Source organism: Stutzerimonas chloritidismutans AW-1 (genome assembly GCF_000495915.1).
Taxonomy (GTDB): domain Bacteria; phylum Pseudomonadota; class Gammaproteobacteria; order Pseudomonadales; family Pseudomonadaceae; genus Stutzerimonas; species Stutzerimonas chloritidismutans.
Genome location: NZ_AOFQ01000065.1, coordinates 46,569 through 63,052, shown reverse-complemented (window position 1 = coordinate 63,052; position 16,484 = coordinate 46,569). Strand labels below are relative to the sequence as shown.

Here is a 16,484-nt window from a genome sequence, read left to right as displayed (position 1 = left end):
GCCCCGGCAAAAGCGGTGCCCTGCCGCTACGCCCGGAGTGCGCCCCCCGCCTGGCGCGAAGCCTTCATGCAGCGTTTCGAGCGCCTGTCGCTGGTCATCGTGCTGGGCAGCTACGCCATGGACTACCACCTCGGTACTGGCAAGACGCCGCTCACCCGGGTGGTCGAAGCCTGGCGCGAGCACTGGCCGCAAGCGTTCCCCCTGCCTCACCCTAGCCCGCGCAACAATCGCTGGCTGGTGCGCAACCCCTGGTTCCAACAAGACGTGCTGCCCGCGCTGCAAGCACGCGTCCAGGCAGTCCTCACCGCCAACCCCAAGGAAACCCCATGACCGACGACACCGCCGCCATTACCGAGCTGCTGCACAAGTACTACGACACCCTGGCCTGGGCGAACGGAGACAGGCACCGGCTTTGGAGCGATGAACGACGGCTTCAGGTGCGGTAGCTGACGCCTGGGACCTCAATCACCGTATGACCGGGTCGAAAGCGGTCCTTTCTCTGACAACATCGCCCTAGCCCGCACTCAACCCCCACAACACATCCAGCACATGTTGCGTAGGCCGCTCGACGTCCCCACCACGGTGGGCAATACCAAGTTGACGCCACAATAAGGGCTGTAATGGCCGCATGACGATCCTGGTATCGGGCAATGGCGTGGAGGCTTCATGCGGCAACAACGTCGCACCATAACCGGCCGCCACTAGGCTTTTGATCGCATCGTTGTAGTTCAGTTGAATACGCGGCGTGGGCTGCCGTCCATCACTGGCGAACCACTCCGAGGTCAAGCGCGAAAGCCGAGTAGTTTTGTCATTCAGAATTAATGGCTGGGCGGCCAGCCAACCGGGGGTCACAACATCCGGGCATTCCCAGCGAGCCGGCAAGAAGGCCATGACCGGGTCCCGCCGCCATGGCTCGATCCGCAATTCCTTCACCGGGGTCTGTGGCAGCGCGACCAGACCGATCTCCAAAGAGCCCTCGGCAAGCTTCTTCAAAGTTTCCTGCGACGTGAGCACCGCGACCTGCACATCGATAGCGGGATGGCGTTGGCCCAACGTCTCCAAAGCTTGCGGCATCAACTGTGCGATGGCCCCTGTGGAGGCACCCAGCCGCACACGCCCGGCCAAGCCCTGCACCTGACGCTCCACGTCCTCAAGCGCCTGCTCCGCATCCGCCAACAGACGCCGCGCGCGCTCCACCAGCGTTTCTCCAATCGCCGAAGGCTGAATGCGCCCACGTGTGCGCGACAACAGCTTTCCGCCAACCCGCGACTCCAGGTCGGCAATATGCAAACTGACCGTGGGTGGCGCGAGGTGCAGCACACGGGCCGCCTCGGCAAACGAACCCAGGTCGGCAATGGCCACCAACGTGCGCAGACGGTCCAGGCTGATTTCGCGCATGAGTCACTCCTTGTTCAGAAAAGCTGAATTTCATCGTTTAGAAATTCAACTTTTCCTATCTTAGCCCCTCACTGAAGATTGGAACTCCTGATTTCCTATGTCCGAGAGCATTCCATGGCAAGTCCTCTTATATTCATCGACGGCGACCAAGGCACCACCGGGTTGCAAATCCATCAACGTCTACGCGACCGGACCGATCTGCGGCTTATCACGCTCAGCCCCGAACATCGCAAGGATCCGCAACGTCGCGCCGAAATCATCAACGCCTGCGACATCGCGATTCTCTGCTTGCCCGACCAAGCCGCACGCGACGCTGTAGCGAGCATCGAAACCCCCGCCGTTCGGGTGATCGATGCGAGTTCGGCGCACCGCACCCATCCAGACTGGACCTATGGTTTCGCGGAGATGAACTCGCAGCAGGCCCAACGCATCGCCACGGCACGGCGGGTCAGCAATCCCGGTTGCTATCCCACGGGGGCGATAGGGCTGCTGCGCCCATTGCTGGAGGCCGGGTTGCTGCCCAGGGACTATCCGACGAACATTCATGCTGTGTCGGGCTATTCCGGAAAAGGGCGCGTTGGCGTGCAAGAGCATGAGGGAGAGGGCGCATCACAGGCGCCCGCGTTTCAGGTTTATGGTCTGGGGCTGGCACACAAACATATTCCGGAGATTCAGCAGCAAAGCGGTCTGATGGAGCGGCCGATGTTTGTGCCGGCTTATGGGGCTTTTCGGCAGGGGATCGTGCTGACCATACCGTTGCAACTTCGCTTGTTGGCGCCGGGCGTGGATGCGGTGCGGTTGCATGCGTGTCTTATGCAGCACTACGTCGATGCGGACCATGTACAGGTGATGTCGATGCAGGAGGCCAAAGGGTTGACGTGCCTTGATCCTCAGGCGCTTAACGGGACTGATAGTTTGCGATTGGTGGTGTGTGAAAATGATGAGACGGGGCAGGTTTTGTTGGCTGCGGTGTTTGACAATCTTGGGAAGGGAGCCGCTGGAGCGGCGGTGCAGAATCTGGATTTGATGGTTGCAGGAACATGACTCCGACTACCCACTGGCTCTAGAGTCTATGGCTCGAATTTTCGAGCGGTTGTTTCCTCTCTGTTTATGGCCTGGCATCGACGGCATTAAACGAGTCGAAAACAGAATCTACGCGTGTCAGCAGTTTGCAATCCAGTCAGGCTTTGAAGTTAAACGGTCGTCCACGACAGGCAGCAATCGGCCAAAAGGAGACGTACAGGTGGGCCAATCACAACGGGGCAGCCCACGAAACGATTTCAGCTTCTGTTGATGCCATTCCCTGATCGATTTGTCAGAGGCTGCAGCCTTAAATGCGGGCAATTAGGTTGGGAGTAGCACCCGTAACTGTTGTGTAGTTAACTGTGGCCTGCACAGAAGCAGCTTGCATTCCGCTAAACAAAGCGTGAAAGCCGACCCCACCTGAGAGAAGGGAATCCAGTGAATATTACAGAGTCCATCATCCACGGGATTGAGAAAGCCCGAGACACGTCAGGCCCAGGTAGCGCCACTGTGGTCCCCCGACTGACTCCGTTGCCGCTAGACGATCGACTTCAGAATCTGGGGGATGATGTGCTGAAGCTGTATGGGAGACTCAGTAACGGCTACGGGACTCTAGGCGCCAACCATATGATCCATATCTTCCCTAAGATCCTGACCGACTACCATGCCGGGAAAACTGATCTGGTGGCAATGAGTAAACTTTGCACCGAAGTTATTTCGACAGAAATGGCGAACAGCAGGTTGACTACCACAAGCTATCCTGTGTTCATCCGGTATGAGAATCAGGGGCGGGACTGGCTACTGATTGCGATGCTGAAGCTTAAAGAGGGAGTAGGGATAGATAGTACGACGCTCGACTTAAACGACTCGCTTTTCTTTGATGTTAGCAATCTGCGCGAGGCGGCGCGGATCGATATTGAGAAGTGGCAAAACGATGAACAACCTTACCTTTCCTTCATTAAAAAAGGAACAGGCGCTGAAGGCGACTCATCCGCATACTTCAGGCAGGCACTCGCATGCATTGATTACACGGACTCCAAATACAACACGCAAAAGCTTATCGAAACGATAGATTCATATTGCGAAGAAAATGAGTTCGCCGCGGCGGAGCGCCAATCCATTCGCGCCAAGGTTTACGAACACTGTAAAGAAATGAAGGACGATGACAAACCAGTTCATTTGGTAGCACTTTCAGCGTTCATTAACCCAGAAGAGCCCGCTTCGTTTATCGAGTATGTCAAAGACAATAACGTTGAGATTCACGAAACTTTCTCTCCGCACAGTAGCAGCATTAAGAAACTGCAGCGCTATACAACAAAGTTTGGCACTATAAGTCTTGGGTTTGATGTTGAGGATATATTCAACGAAAGAGTATATCTAGACGACGACGAAGAAAGCATTATCATCAGAAATCCCCCAGTCGATCTGATAGCAAGAATAAAAAAAGAGAAAGGTATAGATCCAGAAGACAACGAAGAATGAGATGAACGATTTAGAGCTCGCTATTCATTTAAGCAAGAAAATAGCAGGGCCCGTTTCTTCTGGCCGGGTGCTGTCTGGTCGCCTTCCGCAGGCAGAATATGCGAGTATTCACTCAGACCTCGAAAAAAGCGGATTGGAGGCTCAGTACGATCAAAGGATTGAGCAACTATCTTTTAAGTTGCCGTCCCAAGATGATTTAATCTTTGCCAGCTGTTTGGAAGATTTGATTTCGGCTCCGTCTCGCCAAGCACGCGTGCCGAAAGAGTTTTATTTGTCTGATATTGACTACCACTACAAGGGTGGAGAAAACGCACCCGACCGGATTGTACAGTATTATCTAGATACTGCTCGTTTTATCCAAGAAATCGCTAAAGTCGCGGATCATTCGGTATTGAAAGGAAAGTTAAAAGCCATTTTCTTACATGGCCAGAAAATCGAGTTATCTCTAGGCTACACCGTTAATGATCTCCGTCCCCTCGATGGCTGCCAAGATTTTTATGCCGAATTCGTTAATGCTCAGATTCATAAAGAACAAAAGTCCTCAATCATAAAATCAGTTCTGATTGAAATGTTGAAGACAAATGAGCTCGACAGACTAACACTTCCCTGTCTGCTTAAACGGTTTTCGGAATTTGTAGAACGCGTCAATGCGAATTATCAGTTATACGTCTCTGAGTTTTCTTTTGAAAAAATAAGAGATCAAGTCGAGAAAGAAAAGCTTGACTTTATGCTTAAGCTGAATAAGGTTTTTTCTGAGATACAGAATCAACTTCTCGCCATACCGGTAGCTTTAATACTTATTGGAAGCCAGACAGCGCCGACGGAAAGCATATCTCTTCATAATATATTCATTTTTTTTAGCATGCTTGTATTCGCTGCCCTTATGTCTCTACTGCTTCGTAATCAGCGACATTCTTTGGATTCAATAAGAATCGAGATGATGAATCAGTGGGATGAAATAAAGCAGAAGCATGTGCTCACCACTGAAAAGTTACAGATTCATTATGAGGATCTTGAGAAGAGATACGGCCGTCAGAAGCTATTCCTAGGGATAGTAAGCGGCATCATAGCGCTAGCGGTATTTGCGAGCGCTGCAAATTTCGTTTACTCAACCGCTGAGCTCCGTGATAACTACGAGATCGCGATCGTTTATGGGATTTGCGCCGGTGCTTTGTTCTTGGTAATTAATTGCATATATAAGTTGTGGATGAAGGCCCGGAGAAATAAAAGCGGAAGCCCGACGACCCGCCGCCGGGCCGGGTGATGCTCTGCTACCTCTCAACCTCCGGATCCGTCCCGCACGGTTGAGCGCCGCAATGGCGTCCGTTCCGGCCCTCAGCGTGTATGTTTCACCGTGTCGGCTTATATTTATAGGCGAAAGGGTAGAGGGTAACTGGATCAGATGAAAGTTAACCCTTGTTTGCGAAGCTGGCTATCACTCTGAATTGTCTGCGTTTCGATAGACGCGCTTGGACGTCACTTCTGGCCGATAGCTGCGAATCATGGACATCCGCTTCCGGCCAAGAGCTGCCGCTAGATTTCATCACGAAATCATAGACATCCATTTACTAAAATGTATTTGTTGTAAAGATTGAAATTGGCCAATCATCACAACGGCGACTCACGCAGCTACTGTACAAAGCCAAGCGCAAGATCGAGAAGGCCAAGGCTCAACTGCGCGCCAAAGGCGAGCACCCGTTCCGGGTGATCAAGCAGCAGGTTGGCTAAACCAACGTGCGCTTTCGCGGGTTGGCAAAGAATACGTTGCAGTTGGTCATGCTGTTTGCCTTGTCGAGCCTGTAGATGGCGCGCCGACATTTGCTGGCAAATGCAGGAGAGGTGCGTGTGTATGTGGGAAATGGCCACTGCGAAGTGCTCGCGGTCGCTAAGGATGGTCTGAAAAAGTCCTCCTTCGAAAAAAGCGGCCCAGTAACCATGCGGATTACAGACCTATCATTTCGTAAAAATTGGGCTTTTTCAGTTTCCCTAAAAAGCTCAGGAATGAGCGGATAACTGGATCGTGGTTTAATCACCACTTTCAAAATCGACAGAGGCTGAAGTCAGCCGGAAATACAGGGCCACTTCAGACCATCCCTGGCGATCCTGCACCGTGATCTTTAATGCTAAGACATTTTTGTATGTTGCCTAGACCGCGAAACGCCGTCTCGGCGCGACTGGCGGCTCCCGGCGCTAGAAGCGTTGCGCCCCATAGATTGAGCGCCAGCTGCGAGTTTTGCTATCCCGATGGGCTGATCAAGTTAAGTATCGATCGGCTCGGAACGATCGATTCTGATTTTTTCTTGCTTCGTGCGATCCTTCCATTGCTTTGCTCCAAATACGCACAGGCAAAAAAAACCGCAGGCCAGTGCAGCCGCCAGGGTTTCTCCGGCCTTTGGGAACGCGATGATGAGAAACCCTTGTTCTTTTGCGGTTCCGGTAAAGCTGGACGCACAAAATGGCATGAAGAAGAAGCGAAAAACCTGCCAGCGACCAATCTTTATCGGCATGAATGGAAACCCGGTTAAGGTGACAAGCATGCCAAAGCCCATCAGTAAGCCGATCCCAAATGAGGTTAACCAAAGGGCGGGCGACGAATCGAAATACAGCACAATTGCCATGCTGTACCAGATCAGATAGCACCAGAGGATGGCCCGCCCAAATGAAAGTCGGGAAAGGTAACCGTACATAAAATAACCACGGATACTTGAGTTTATTACTGTGCGACTACGGTCCTATTTCACAGGCGCCGATATCGTCGCACACCTTATTTATCTTCCGCTCTAATGTCCGCCAGGGAAAACCGCGGCGCGATTTCACCCTGAGCGGACGATTCTCCCAATCCAGATGCAATGGATTAATCGAGCGAATTAACCAGCCAGTTCGACATTTCGGCGAGATTACGCACGACGTGTGTCGGCTTTGCATCCAGCTCATCAAACGCGCCGTTCTGCCGATTGATCCAGCAAACCGGGAAACCAAAGTTACTGGCTGCACTCGCATCCCACGCGTTTGACGAAACGAAGAGGATGTTTTCCTTTGGAAAACCCATGCGCTTCTCGGCAAGGCTATAGACGCGACTATCAGGTTTGAACACTTGCACATCCTCGACGCTGATCAGCTGATCGAACGCCCAATTCATTTCAGAGTTAGTCACGACTTGCTCGATCGAGCAATGAGAACCATTTGAAATGATGCCTAGCGGTAGGCCCGCAGCTTTCAAACGGCGAAGCGCGTCAGCTGTATCGGCATAAGGGGTGAGGTGCAAATAAGCATCACTGAGGCGCTGGTGGGTTTCATCATCGAGCGACAAGCCCAGATGCGTGCAGGTAAAGCGCAGTGCATCTTCCGTTGCTTTTTCGAAGTTGACGTAACGACCCATCAAACTCCTGAGCCAGGTATATTCCAGTTGCTTTTGCCGCCAAAGGCGGGAGATGGAATCGCCATGGCCCGAATAAACTTCTTCGCAAACTTGCGCTACCGAATTAACGTCATACAGCGTGCCATAAAGATCGAAAACGGCGCCTTGGATGTTTTTCATGGTTTTATTTCCTTTATATAAAGGCGCTTATTTGAGCGCCTGTTGCTTGAAATGAGTGATATTTAAAACCAGCCCTGACAGTAACCACTGAAAGAGGCTGATAACCTGGATCAGTTCATCGAGCTGTATCTCGCTGAGCCCTGCCAGCAGTGCATCGGCTCGGCTCATCCGGTAAGCGATCGGCAAGGCATCGAGCGTAGCTAGCGCCTGTGCATTAATTTCGGACCTATCCGCTAGGTAGGCCGGCGTGTCGATGCAGGGCTTTAGCGCATCCCACGCGAGATCGAGGTAGCTCGGCCAGCGCGCCATGGCCTTGTAGTCACTGTTAATGAAAGGCAACTGCAGGGTCTGCTTGATATCGGCATAGACTTGCGAGAGAGTCTCGCCCGCGTGGTGCTCCTCAATCATTGCCGGAATCGGTTCGATCTGGCAGATCGGGGCGCGCGGAAAACTACAGCGCGCATCGCCTGCCACGCCTCCGTACGTGCGGCCGCTCAGCAAGCCTTCCTTGATCGCAGTAGCGAAAATCAGGTATTTCGGGTTGCCGTAATCGAAGATATCTAGCACTGCCCTGATCTGATCAATCTCACGCACCGAGTAGCCCATCTCCTGTAGCCGGCCTGTCTGCCCCTCGATGACAAAAGACTGTGCAATGAGCTCCCAGGATCGGATCCGAATGTCATCACTGGCACGCTCGAAAAAATGCGTTTTCGCTGACGGCGCGAAGCGTCGCCATGCTTCGACAAAGAAAGGCCGGTAGTGCGCAACCGCCTGCGTAATAACCCCGACCCAGGGCACACCGAAAGTTGCTTTCAAGTCCCGGTAGACTTCGCTTAGTTCCTGATCCGCGCGGTGTTCTGCAACCGGGAGAATGGTTGCCTCGCAAATTGGCCGAGGCAGTAGAAGATGGGTGCAGTTATCAGACGGGTTCACTTTTTAGCCTCCACACCGGTATGGGCCTTGAAAAGCACCTCGTCGTAACGTTGTTCGTTCGCCAGATCCCTTCCACCCAGCCAGGTGCCAAGGAACGCGCCGAGAAAGCCCAGCGGCATGCTAAGAATTGTTGGATTGACGATGGGAAATATAGCGTCCTTGCCCATGAAGGCTGGACCGATATAGGCGAGGCCTAAGGCCGAGATACCGCCCACCACCACGCCACCGATCACTCCGGCAGTGTTGAAGCGACGCCAGAACAGCGACAGCAGGATGATCGGGAAATTGGCCGATGCCGCGATGGCGATCGCCAGGATTACCAGGACGGCAACATTCAGACCTTCTGCGAGCAAGCCAAAGCCAATCGCTAGGACTCCCACAACAAGCGTGGAGAGCTTAGCAACACGCACTTGGCCTACTTCGCTTACATGCCCCTTCTTGATCACATTGACGTACAGATCGTGGGCAATGGTTCCAGACGTTGCTAGCGTAAGCCCCGCCACTACAGCCAATATCGTGGCAAATGCAATCGCACAGACCACCGCCAAGAATATCTCGCCACCGAGCGTTCCTGCACCACCGCCCAAGTACTGGGCCAGTAACGGCAGCGCGAGATTGCCGCCTTTATCCGCCGCGCGGATCTGATCTTGGCCAACAAAGATCGCCGATGCCAGACCGATCAAGGTCGTTACAATAAAGAAGCTACCAGCCAGGAACATGAGCCAGATGACCGACTTGCGAGCGGTTTTCGCATCGGGCACGGTGAAGAAGCGCGTCATGATGTGCGGCAGGCCCGCAGTACCGACAATCAGACTTAGAGCGAGCGAAAAGGTATCCAGCGGATGCTTGAGATAGTTGCCGGGCAAAAGCATCTGCGCGCCATATTTGGCCTCGACACCAGAGAATAAATTCAACGGATTGAAACCGACTTTCGACAGCAGCCAAACGACCATCACCGCCGCGGTGGTGAGCAGCAGCACGGCCTTGATGATCTGCACCCAGGTGGTGGCAATCATGCCGCCGAAGCGCACATAGACCACCATGCCAATGCCGACAAATACCACAGCAGTGGAGTACGGAACGCCGAGCAATAGCTTCATTAGTACGCCGGCACCGGCCATCTGCGGGATCATATAAGCAAGGTTTACGACAGTCGTACCGATCACTGCAGCCAGCCGGGCCTCTGGCCGGCGCATCCGGTAGGCGATTACATCGCCCAGGGTGAATCGTCCGGTGTTGCGAATAGGTTCGGCAATCAACATCAGGATCAGCAAGAAGGCTGCGAGCGCCGATACCGCATAGAGCGAGCCATCCATTCCATACAAGGCCGTGAGCCCGGTGAAGCCGAGAAATGCCGCGGCGCTCAACCAGTCACCAGCGAGTGCAAAACCGTTTTCCTTCGCAGAGAGATTGCCGCCTGCGGCATAGAACTCGCTTGCCGTATTGGTTCGCTTGGCCGCCCAGTAAGTTACTACCAAGGTCAGCGCCAGGATGATGCAAAAAATAACCAACGTAAGGACCTTCATGGTTAGTTCCTCCGCTCGTTGTGTTCGATAACCAGTTTGGTTTTCGCATCGAACGGTCCACTGGCGGCACGAACGTAAAGAAGCGCTCCTGCCCAGCAGATAACGTATGCGAGGAGAATAAGACTGAACCCAACATTCATTGAGCCGAACAACTTGATGGTCATGAAGTCCTTGGCGTAGCCCGCCAGAAGAGTCATCACGGAAAAGAACCCAAGAGTGGCGATCAATAGTGGCCCAATGGTTCGCTTTTTCATTCGCATGAGTTCCTGGAAGTGCACCGAGCTGCATGGCGAGCCAGATTTATGCGCGCCCCCTTCTGAGGTGACTGCCTCTTGTTCGAAGATTACAAATTTCGCTGTCATGTCCATTCTCCTCACCGTTCTTAGGCATTTATTGTTTTCTAACCAGCCCAGGGCGCTGGTATGTTCACGGCTTTAGCAGGACGCGTGCCAGTATTTGCAACCTTCTGTTTCCCCTGGGTTTTTCGTCTTTACTTATTAACCAAGCGGGGTTTTACGAGCTGAAACCAGAATAGTTCGATTCAAAAATGACTAAACTGAGTCAGTTTCGACTCGACGATCTTCTCCACTGATACTTGCTGTTGTCATACGGGCTCACTTCAGAGAAACTTAATGTGATGCACAAATGAATCACTGGGCGGCCGCGAAAACTGAGTGCAACACCTGACCTTTCCGGTACGGTGCTGCCCCTATGTCCTATTCCGAACTCAGCGTCGAAGAGCGCGCCATCATTCAACTCAGTCAAGCTCAAGGCTTCAGCCTGCGCGGCATTGCTCGCCTGATTGACAGGTCGCCCTCGACCATCAGCCGAGAGCTGAAGCGCAATCGAGGCAGTAGTGGTGCTTACTCGGCCCGCTGCGCCCAGCAACAGATGAACATTCGGCGCCAGGTTTGTCGCCCCAAGCGCAAGCTTGTGCCGGGCAGCGAGCGCTTCGAACTGGTGGCCCACATGCTGCGTAAGCGTTTGTCTCCCGAGCAGATTGCCGGCAAGCTGCGCAGCATGACCATACCCAACCTCAGAGATGCCTACGTCTGTCGTGAGACGATCTATAACGCGATCTATGCCTTGCCGGTCGGCGAGTTGCGCAAGGAGCTGATCGTCTGCCTGCGCCAAGGCAAGACGACGCGCCGGCCGCGCTCTGGTGGCGTGGATCGGCGCGGCCAGATCCCTGAGATGGTCAGCATTCATGTTCGCCCGCCAGAGATCGAAGACCGGCTGATGCCGGGGCATTGGGAGGGCGACCTGATCAAGGGTAAGGCCAACGCCTCGTCGGTAGGCACGTTGGTGGAGCGCACCAGTGGCTACCTGATGCTGATGAAGATGAACGACGCAACGGCGACCTCGGCGATGGAGGGCTTCAGTGCAGCGCTCAACAGCATGCCGCTGGCGATGCGCAAGAGCATGACCTACGACCAGGGCCGGGAGATGGCGCGGCATGCTGAAATCACCCAGCAGACAGGGGTCGCTATTTACTTCTGCGACCCGCACAGCCCCTGGCAGCGCGGTAGCAACGAAAACATCAACGGCCTGATCCGCCAGTACCTGCCCAAGGGGACTGACTTGTCGGTACACAGTCAAGAGCAATTGAATGCCATCGCCTTGGAGCTGAATATGCGCCCCCGTAAACGCTTCGATTTCAAGTGCCCGATCGAAGTCATGGGCGAGGTGATGCAGGAAGCCATGGCTATGCGGCATCATGCTCCAGCTTCAAATCAATAACCGTGTTGCACTCAGCTTCTGCAACCGCCCTGATTCAGCGCTGTCGCACGTACACAAATGAGAGATGCATATGTTCTCTACAAACGAGTTTGTCGCCGCTCTCGTCAGCCAGCTTCCGATCGGAATCATGGGCGTATCCCAAGCGGGAACCGTTTGGATAAACGAGTACTTGTCTTCTCGCCATACTCGACTTCGACTAACCATTGATCAGTGGAAGGAGCCGGAGTTGGAGACCTGGGCGAAAATAGGAACGTTTCACGACGCGGTACTTGAAATAGATGGTGAGCACTATCAAGTGGCGAGCCATCAGGTGCAGGACGATAGAGCGCTGGTGTTTTGGCCATCATCGGCAGTGGCGAGGTTTTCGCCCCAAGTGGAACAGCTAGAACAGCTGTACCTAGACTTTCGTGAAATTTACCGACACTCGTTTGATGGTATTTTCATTACGGATGGAGCGGGCAAGACGCTTTTGGTCAATGAGGGATGCGAGCGAAACTATGGAATAGTGGCGGCCGATCTGATCGGCAAGAATGTATTCGAACTTGAACGAGCTGGCCTTGTCCGGCCAGTCATCGCGCCGCGTGTGATTGCGACACGCAAGAGGGTCACAGCAGTCCAGGAAACACGGATCGGCAAGACAATCATGGTGACGGGCATCCCGCTGTTCGATGAGCAGGGGAACGTCCGTAAGGTCGTTATCAATTCACGTGATGCGACCGAGCTTATCCAGCTACAGGAAGACCTGGCGCGCGCCCAAGAAAAATTGCGCCGCTATGCTCTGGAGGTCAGCCAGCTCCGAATGAACGGTCCCTCTATAGCGGGCATCATCCTACGCAGCCCAAGCATGCAACAGATCAGCACACTAGCGATGAAAGTCTCCCACGTGGACACTACGGTGCTGATCACCGGGGAGTCCGGCGTCGGCAAAGAGGTCATGGCGCGCCTCATTCATAAAGAGAGCTCACGCAGCGAGGGGCCTTTCGTCAAGATCAATTGCGGTGCCATACCACGTGAGCTGCTGGAGTCCGAGCTGTTTGGCTACGACGCCGGCGCTTTTACCGGCGCTCAGCGCCAAGGCAAGATCGGAATGATTGAGGTGGCCAACCATGGCACCCTTTTCCTGGATGAAATAGGCGAGCTGCCGCTCGATCTGCAGGTAAAACTTTTGCAGGTGCTGCAGGACAGGACGCTGGTTCGCCTAGGCAGCACCCGGTCTATAGCGGTCAGCGTTCGGGTAGTTGCGGCTACCAACCGGGACCTGCAGGCAATGGTGGATTCGCGCCAATTCAGAAGTGACCTTTTCTATCGGCTTAACGTAGTCCCGATTCACGTACCGCCTCTGCGCGAACGACGCGAGGATATATTGCCTCTGGTACAGCATTTTCTGGACGAACTGAACGGACAATACAACCTCGCCAAACGCTTTTCCGAGCAGGCGCTGGCAGCACTGCTCGACTATAACTGGCCTGGGAATGTCAGAGAATTGCGTAACATGATCGAAAGACTGGTCGTCACTTCGCCCGATACCCTTATCCGCACCGATTATCTTCCGCCGCAGCTGTGCGTCACTCGCAGCGAAGATCATGAAGCTGGCCCCGATCTTAAAGCCAGGACCGCACGTTTCGAGCGCGAGCTGGTACTTGAAGCCGTGGAGCGCTTTGGCAGTACAAGGGCGGCGGCGAAGCATTTGAAAATCAGCCAGTCTTCGGTCGTACGCCGAATGAGGCCGGACGCTTGAGACAGTTGAGGAAAACGGACTGCTTCAATTCCCATGGAAGGCCAAGGTGAAAAATTGCTGCAACCGGGGCTACATCGCAGGGTCGCACTGTGAGGACGGGCAATTATTCTGGCAGTAGGCCAAGCGTTCGTGCCCTCATACGAGCCAAGCCATATACTGTACGCGTTCGAGCCATTGGCACCCCTACCAGATCAGCCACCGACATCATTGCTCCCAAAATAGCCTCGATTTCGACGGGTTTGTGCCCCTCAACGTCTTGCAGCATCGACGTTTTCACCTTGCCGAGTTTACGTGTGATCGCGATCCGTTGCTGAGGATTAATCTTGGGTGAGATGCCCAATCGGCTCCCTAACTCAAGGAGTTCGCCCATCATCTCCACGAACAAAATATTGAGGTTTGGGTCATCAATCATCTCATCGGTGGAGCAACCTACCAGCAGGCTGACAGGGTTGAAGCACGCATTCCCTAGCAGCTTAAGCCATATTTCTTCATGGATGTTCTCGTGGGCATGAGCATCAAAACCAGCCTCGAGAAAAACGTCCGCCATTTCTGAAACACGGCTACTGGTACCACCACCAGGCTCTCCGAAAACGATTTTGCTCCCAGACATATGCCTGACCACACCTGGGAACTCAACCATACAAGAGGGAAACACAACACAGCCGATGACGGCGTCGGTAAGGACATTCCTTTCGATCAGGCCATCAGGGTCGACCGCTTTCAAGCGCGTACCTGACAACGCAGTATTTGACTTCAGAAAATACCACCAAGGAAGTCCATTGACCGCCGGTATGACAATGGTTTGTTGACCCAACAACGCCTTTGCAGCTTCAACTGCAGCAGGCAGCGCTGGGGCCTTTACGGCAAAAATTACCACATCCTGAACACCAAGCTCTTTTGGTTCCGATGTAGCCTTAAGCGGTGCGATCACAAGATCGTTGCCCGTGTGCAGTCGCAGTCCCTGCTCGCGAATCGCAAGTAGTGTTGCGCCACGAGCTATGACGCTGACGTCATGGCCGGCCGCGAACAATTTACTCGCAAGAAAACCTCCAACAGCTCCAGCACCTACAACAGTGATTCTCATAATCGACCCCGTTCTCCAGATTTTTTCGTTTCTTGTGTCCTTGTACTTCTTCGCATCCGTTGCTCATGAGAGCCCTGACAAATCGCCGGCTACGACCGACGATTGGCGGTTGTGATGCTCAACCTGGAAGAGCCTCCGTGACGTGGTTTAGTCTTCTTGTTAGTGGTAAATCCATTTCCTACGCCATCACGTGTATTGAAATTATCGAGTTTATGTTCGAGACATAAATTCGCTAACACCCGAAGGAGACATCCAAACGTAGAAGCTCGCCTTGCCTTAGGAGTGGGTGCTTTTCAGCCCGGCATGGGCAATGAAATTCATGTGTCTCGGGGGCGCAGGAACAGGCCCTCAAGAGGACCTGTTCCTGCGCTGATTATCGAACCGTCCTCGCGTCTTGATTGAACAGCAGTTTGCGCGTTTCTTCGTCGACCACCGGCGCAGTATTGATCAATTCGCCCAGCGCATAAGCACGCTTCGTCGCAGGTCGGTCACCTACCCGTTTAAACCAACGAGCCAAATGGGGAAAGTCGGCAAGGTCTTGTTGTTGCCGGCGATGCGGCACGATCCATGGGTAGCTCGCAATGTCGGCAATGCTGTAATCGCCAGCAATGTACTCCCGACCGTCTGCCAAGTGTTTGTTCAACACACCATAGAGCCGAGCGGTTTCGTTGATGTAACGCGCCTGTGCGTAGGGTATGGGCCTAGGTGCGTATTGGACGAAGTGATGGTTCTGCCCCGCCATCGGCCCCAGCCCTCCCATCTGCCAGAACAGCCATTGCAGGGCCTCATTGCGGCCTCGCAAATCGGCAGGAATAAACCGGCTCAATTTGTCTGCCAAGTACAACAAAATGGCGCCCGACTCGAAAACTGATATCGGCTGAACGCCAAAGGTTGGTTCATGATCGACGATAGCTGGAATACGGTTGTTGGGAGCAATCTTCAGAAATGATGGAGTGAACTGGTCCCCCTTTCCAATGTTCACCGGCACGAGGCGATAAGGTAGGCCCGACTCCTCAAGGAACATCGTGATTTTGTGCCCATTAGGAGTGGTCCAGTAATGCAAATCGATCATGATCGCCCCTACTGAGTTATCTGAGGGAACATTACTTTACGAGCTTCAGCATCCATTTCAGTTTTGTAACCGTGCTGGGCCTTCAGCGCTTCAGCACGCTGTGCCGCCGGTCGCGCATTGATTTCATCGAGAAGGCGTTTGACGTTAGGCAATTTTTCCCAAGCATCATTGCCCAGAATAAACGGTACCGCGCGCGCCCATCCCCAGACGGCCATGTCCACCAACGTGTACTCATTTCCGAGCATGTACGGCAGGTTCGCCAAGCGGTCGTTGACAATTGACCAGTGACGCCAGGCTTCAAACGCGTAGCGAGTGACCGCGTAATCTTTCGGTTCAGGGGCGTAATGTTTGAAATGCACCGCCTGACCGGAGTATGGACCTATGCCTGTCGCAACGAACATGAGCCAGGAGTACATTTCACCGCGCGCTTTCAGGCTGTCGGCAGGCAGGAATTTCCTGGTTTTTTCGCTCAGGTAAAGCAGCATGGCGTTGCTGTCGAACACTATGTTGTCGCCGTCAACCAGAGCCGGTGTCTTAGCGTTAGGGTTGATCTTGAGAAACACCGAATCGTGCTGTTCTCCTTTACGCGTATCGACTGGGATGAGCTCATACGGGAGGCCGGCCTCCTCCAGAAAAAGTGCGATCTTTGCGGGATTTGGAGACGGGTGATAGTAAAACTTGATCATGTTGACTCCTACTAATTATGGCCTTCAGTGAACGGAATGAATCAAGGGCGGTAACCTCAAGCTGTTGAGTGCCATATCGATAGCTTCAGTTACGTACGCAGGGTCTGGGTTGACTCTTGCCAATACTCGAACGCCAAGCAATACACTGAGCAGATGATTCGCGCCCCGACTTGCATTGATGTCCATAGTGCCGTTGCCCTGTTTGCTGAAGGCACCCAGTCGATCTCGGAAAAAACGCGAGTTATCTCGAACTCGTCGGCGACT

At 53.6% G+C, this 16,484-nt stretch carries 15 protein-coding genes and 1 pseudogene; 7 read left to right on the top strand and 9 right to left on the bottom strand.

Going from position 1 to position 16,484, the window contains the following annotated elements; genetic code table 11:
- A partial coding sequence (locus F753_RS0125305; RefSeq protein WP_023446892.1) for a uracil-DNA glycosylase family protein occupies positions 1–330 on the top strand: 330 nt, incomplete at its 5' end.
- Between the two features lie 183 nt (positions 331–513).
- Here F753_RS0125305 and F753_RS46180 read toward each other — a convergent pair.
- Positions 514–1,398: a LysR family transcriptional regulator gene (locus tag F753_RS46180; protein ID WP_003465017.1), complete on the bottom strand. Its 885-nt coding sequence runs from the start codon at positions 1,396–1,398 to the stop codon at positions 514–516.
- 114 nt (positions 1,399–1,512) lie between these two features.
- On the opposite strand from F753_RS46180, the gene argC reads away from it, so the two are divergent.
- The 4 genes and pseudogenes from argC to F753_RS49645 all read left to right on the top strand — a co-directional run.
- A complete protein-coding gene (gene argC, locus F753_RS46175) occupies positions 1,513–2,442 on the top strand; it encodes an N-acetyl-gamma-glutamyl-phosphate reductase (RefSeq protein WP_023446891.1) in 930 nt (309 codons plus the stop codon).
- Positions 2,443–2,859: 417 nt separating this feature from the next.
- Positions 2,860–3,903, top strand: coding sequence for a nucleoid-associated protein (locus F753_RS46170; RefSeq protein ID WP_023446890.1), 1,044 nt, complete (start codon positions 2,860–2,862; stop codon positions 3,901–3,903).
- Position 3,904: 1 nt separating this feature from the next.
- A complete protein-coding gene (locus F753_RS0125300; RefSeq protein ID WP_023446889.1) occupies positions 3,905–5,167 on the top strand; it encodes a hypothetical protein in 1,263 nt (420 codons plus the stop codon).
- Between the two features lie 368 nt (positions 5,168–5,535).
- Positions 5,536–5,706 (top strand): annotated as a pseudogene (locus F753_RS49645) (transposase); the annotation flags it as partial.
- Between the two features lie 455 nt (positions 5,707–6,161).
- On the opposite strand, the gene F753_RS0125295 reads toward F753_RS49645, so the two are convergent.
- The 5 genes from F753_RS0125295 to F753_RS46150 all read right to left on the bottom strand — a co-directional run bounded on the left by F753_RS0125295 (position 6,162) and on the right by F753_RS46150 (position 10,262).
- Positions 6,162–6,590, bottom strand: a complete 429-nt coding sequence (locus F753_RS0125295) for a hypothetical protein (RefSeq protein ID WP_023446888.1) — start codon at positions 6,588–6,590, stop codon at positions 6,162–6,164.
- A 167-nt stretch (positions 6,591–6,757) separates the two neighbouring features.
- Positions 6,758–7,441 carry a haloacid dehalogenase type II gene (locus F753_RS46165; RefSeq protein ID WP_023446887.1) on the bottom strand — a complete coding sequence of 228 codons (684 nt, stop codon included), beginning with the start codon at positions 7,439–7,441 and terminating at the stop codon, positions 6,758–6,760.
- 27 nt (positions 7,442–7,468) lie between these two features.
- Entirely contained in the window at positions 7,469–8,374 is a 906-nt protein-coding gene (locus tag F753_RS46160) for a halocarboxylic acid dehydrogenase DehI family protein (RefSeq protein ID WP_023446886.1), read from the bottom strand.
- On the bottom strand, positions 8,371–9,900 hold the full coding sequence (locus F753_RS46155; RefSeq protein ID WP_023446885.1) for a solute symporter family protein: 1,530 nt from the start codon (positions 9,898–9,900) through the stop codon (positions 8,371–8,373). The genes F753_RS46160 and F753_RS46155 overlap by 4 nt, the downstream gene beginning before the upstream one ends.
- A 2-nt stretch (positions 9,901–9,902) precedes the next feature.
- On the bottom strand, positions 9,903–10,262 hold the full coding sequence (locus F753_RS46150) for a DUF485 domain-containing protein (protein WP_023446884.1): 360 nt from the start codon (positions 10,260–10,262) through the stop codon (positions 9,903–9,905).
- A gap of 349 nt (positions 10,263–10,611) precedes the next feature.
- On the opposite strand from F753_RS46150, the gene F753_RS46145 reads away from it, so the two are divergent.
- The gene (locus tag F753_RS46145) at positions 10,612–11,640 is read left to right on the top strand and encodes an IS30 family transposase (RefSeq protein ID WP_019818564.1); all 1,029 of its coding nucleotides are present in this window, start codon (positions 10,612–10,614) and stop codon (positions 11,638–11,640) included.
- A 70-nt stretch (positions 11,641–11,710) separates the two neighbouring features.
- The gene (locus F753_RS46140) at positions 11,711–13,378 is read left to right on the top strand and encodes a sigma-54 interaction domain-containing protein (RefSeq protein WP_023446883.1); all 1,668 of its coding nucleotides are present in this window, start codon (positions 11,711–11,713) and stop codon (positions 13,376–13,378) included.
- Positions 13,379–13,481: 103 nt separating this feature from the next.
- Here F753_RS46140 and F753_RS46135 read toward each other — a convergent pair whose 3' ends face one another.
- From F753_RS46135 to F753_RS46125, 3 genes are all read right to left on the bottom strand, one after another.
- On the bottom strand, positions 13,482–14,462 hold the full coding sequence (locus F753_RS46135; protein ID WP_023446882.1) for a 2-dehydropantoate 2-reductase: 981 nt from the start codon (positions 14,460–14,462) through the stop codon (positions 13,482–13,484).
- Between the two features lie 373 nt (positions 14,463–14,835).
- Positions 14,836–15,534, bottom strand: coding sequence for a glutathione binding-like protein (locus F753_RS46130; protein ID WP_031298373.1), 699 nt, complete (start codon positions 15,532–15,534; stop codon positions 14,836–14,838).
- 8 nt (positions 15,535–15,542) lie between these two features.
- The gene (locus F753_RS46125; protein ID WP_023446880.1) at positions 15,543–16,220 is read right to left on the bottom strand and encodes a glutathione S-transferase family protein; all 678 of its coding nucleotides are present in this window, start codon (positions 16,218–16,220) and stop codon (positions 15,543–15,545) included.
- Between the last annotated feature and the right edge of the window lie 264 nt (positions 16,221–16,484).

What these genes read in the sequence shown, in the direction of transcription:
- F753_RS46180 (WP_003465017.1), bottom strand. Translation starts at nt 1,398, where the DNA reads ATGCGCGAAATCAGCCTGGACCGTCTGCGCACGTTGGTGGCCATTGCC.
- argC (WP_023446891.1), top strand. Translation starts at nt 1,513, where the DNA reads ATGGCAAGTCCTCTTATATTCATCGACGGCGACCAAGGCACCACCGGG.
- F753_RS0125300 (WP_023446889.1), top strand. Translation starts at nt 3,905, where the DNA reads ATGAACGATTTAGAGCTCGCTATTCATTTAAGCAAGAAAATAGCAGGG.
- F753_RS0125295 (WP_023446888.1), bottom strand. Translation starts at nt 6,590, where the DNA reads ATGTACGGTTACCTTTCCCGACTTTCATTTGGGCGGGCCATCCTCTGG.
- F753_RS46165 (WP_023446887.1), bottom strand. Translation starts at nt 7,441, where the DNA reads ATGAAAAACATCCAAGGCGCCGTTTTCGATCTTTATGGCACGCTGTAT.
- F753_RS46155 (WP_023446885.1), bottom strand. Translation starts at nt 9,900, where the DNA reads ATGAAGGTCCTTACGTTGGTTATTTTTTGCATCATCCTGGCGCTGACC.
- F753_RS46150 (WP_023446884.1), bottom strand. Translation starts at nt 10,262, where the DNA reads ATGACAGCGAAATTTGTAATCTTCGAACAAGAGGCAGTCACCTCAGAA.
- F753_RS46145 (WP_019818564.1), top strand. Translation starts at nt 10,612, where the DNA reads ATGTCCTATTCCGAACTCAGCGTCGAAGAGCGCGCCATCATTCAACTC.
- F753_RS46140 (WP_023446883.1), top strand. Translation starts at nt 11,711, where the DNA reads ATGTTCTCTACAAACGAGTTTGTCGCCGCTCTCGTCAGCCAGCTTCCG.
- F753_RS46135 (WP_023446882.1), bottom strand. Translation starts at nt 14,462, where the DNA reads ATGAGAATCACTGTTGTAGGTGCTGGAGCTGTTGGAGGTTTTCTTGCG.
- F753_RS46130 (WP_031298373.1), bottom strand. Translation starts at nt 15,534, where the DNA reads ATGATCGATTTGCATTACTGGACCACTCCTAATGGGCACAAAATCACG.
- F753_RS46125 (WP_023446880.1), bottom strand. Translation starts at nt 16,220, where the DNA reads ATGATCAAGTTTTACTATCACCCGTCTCCAAATCCCGCAAAGATCGCA.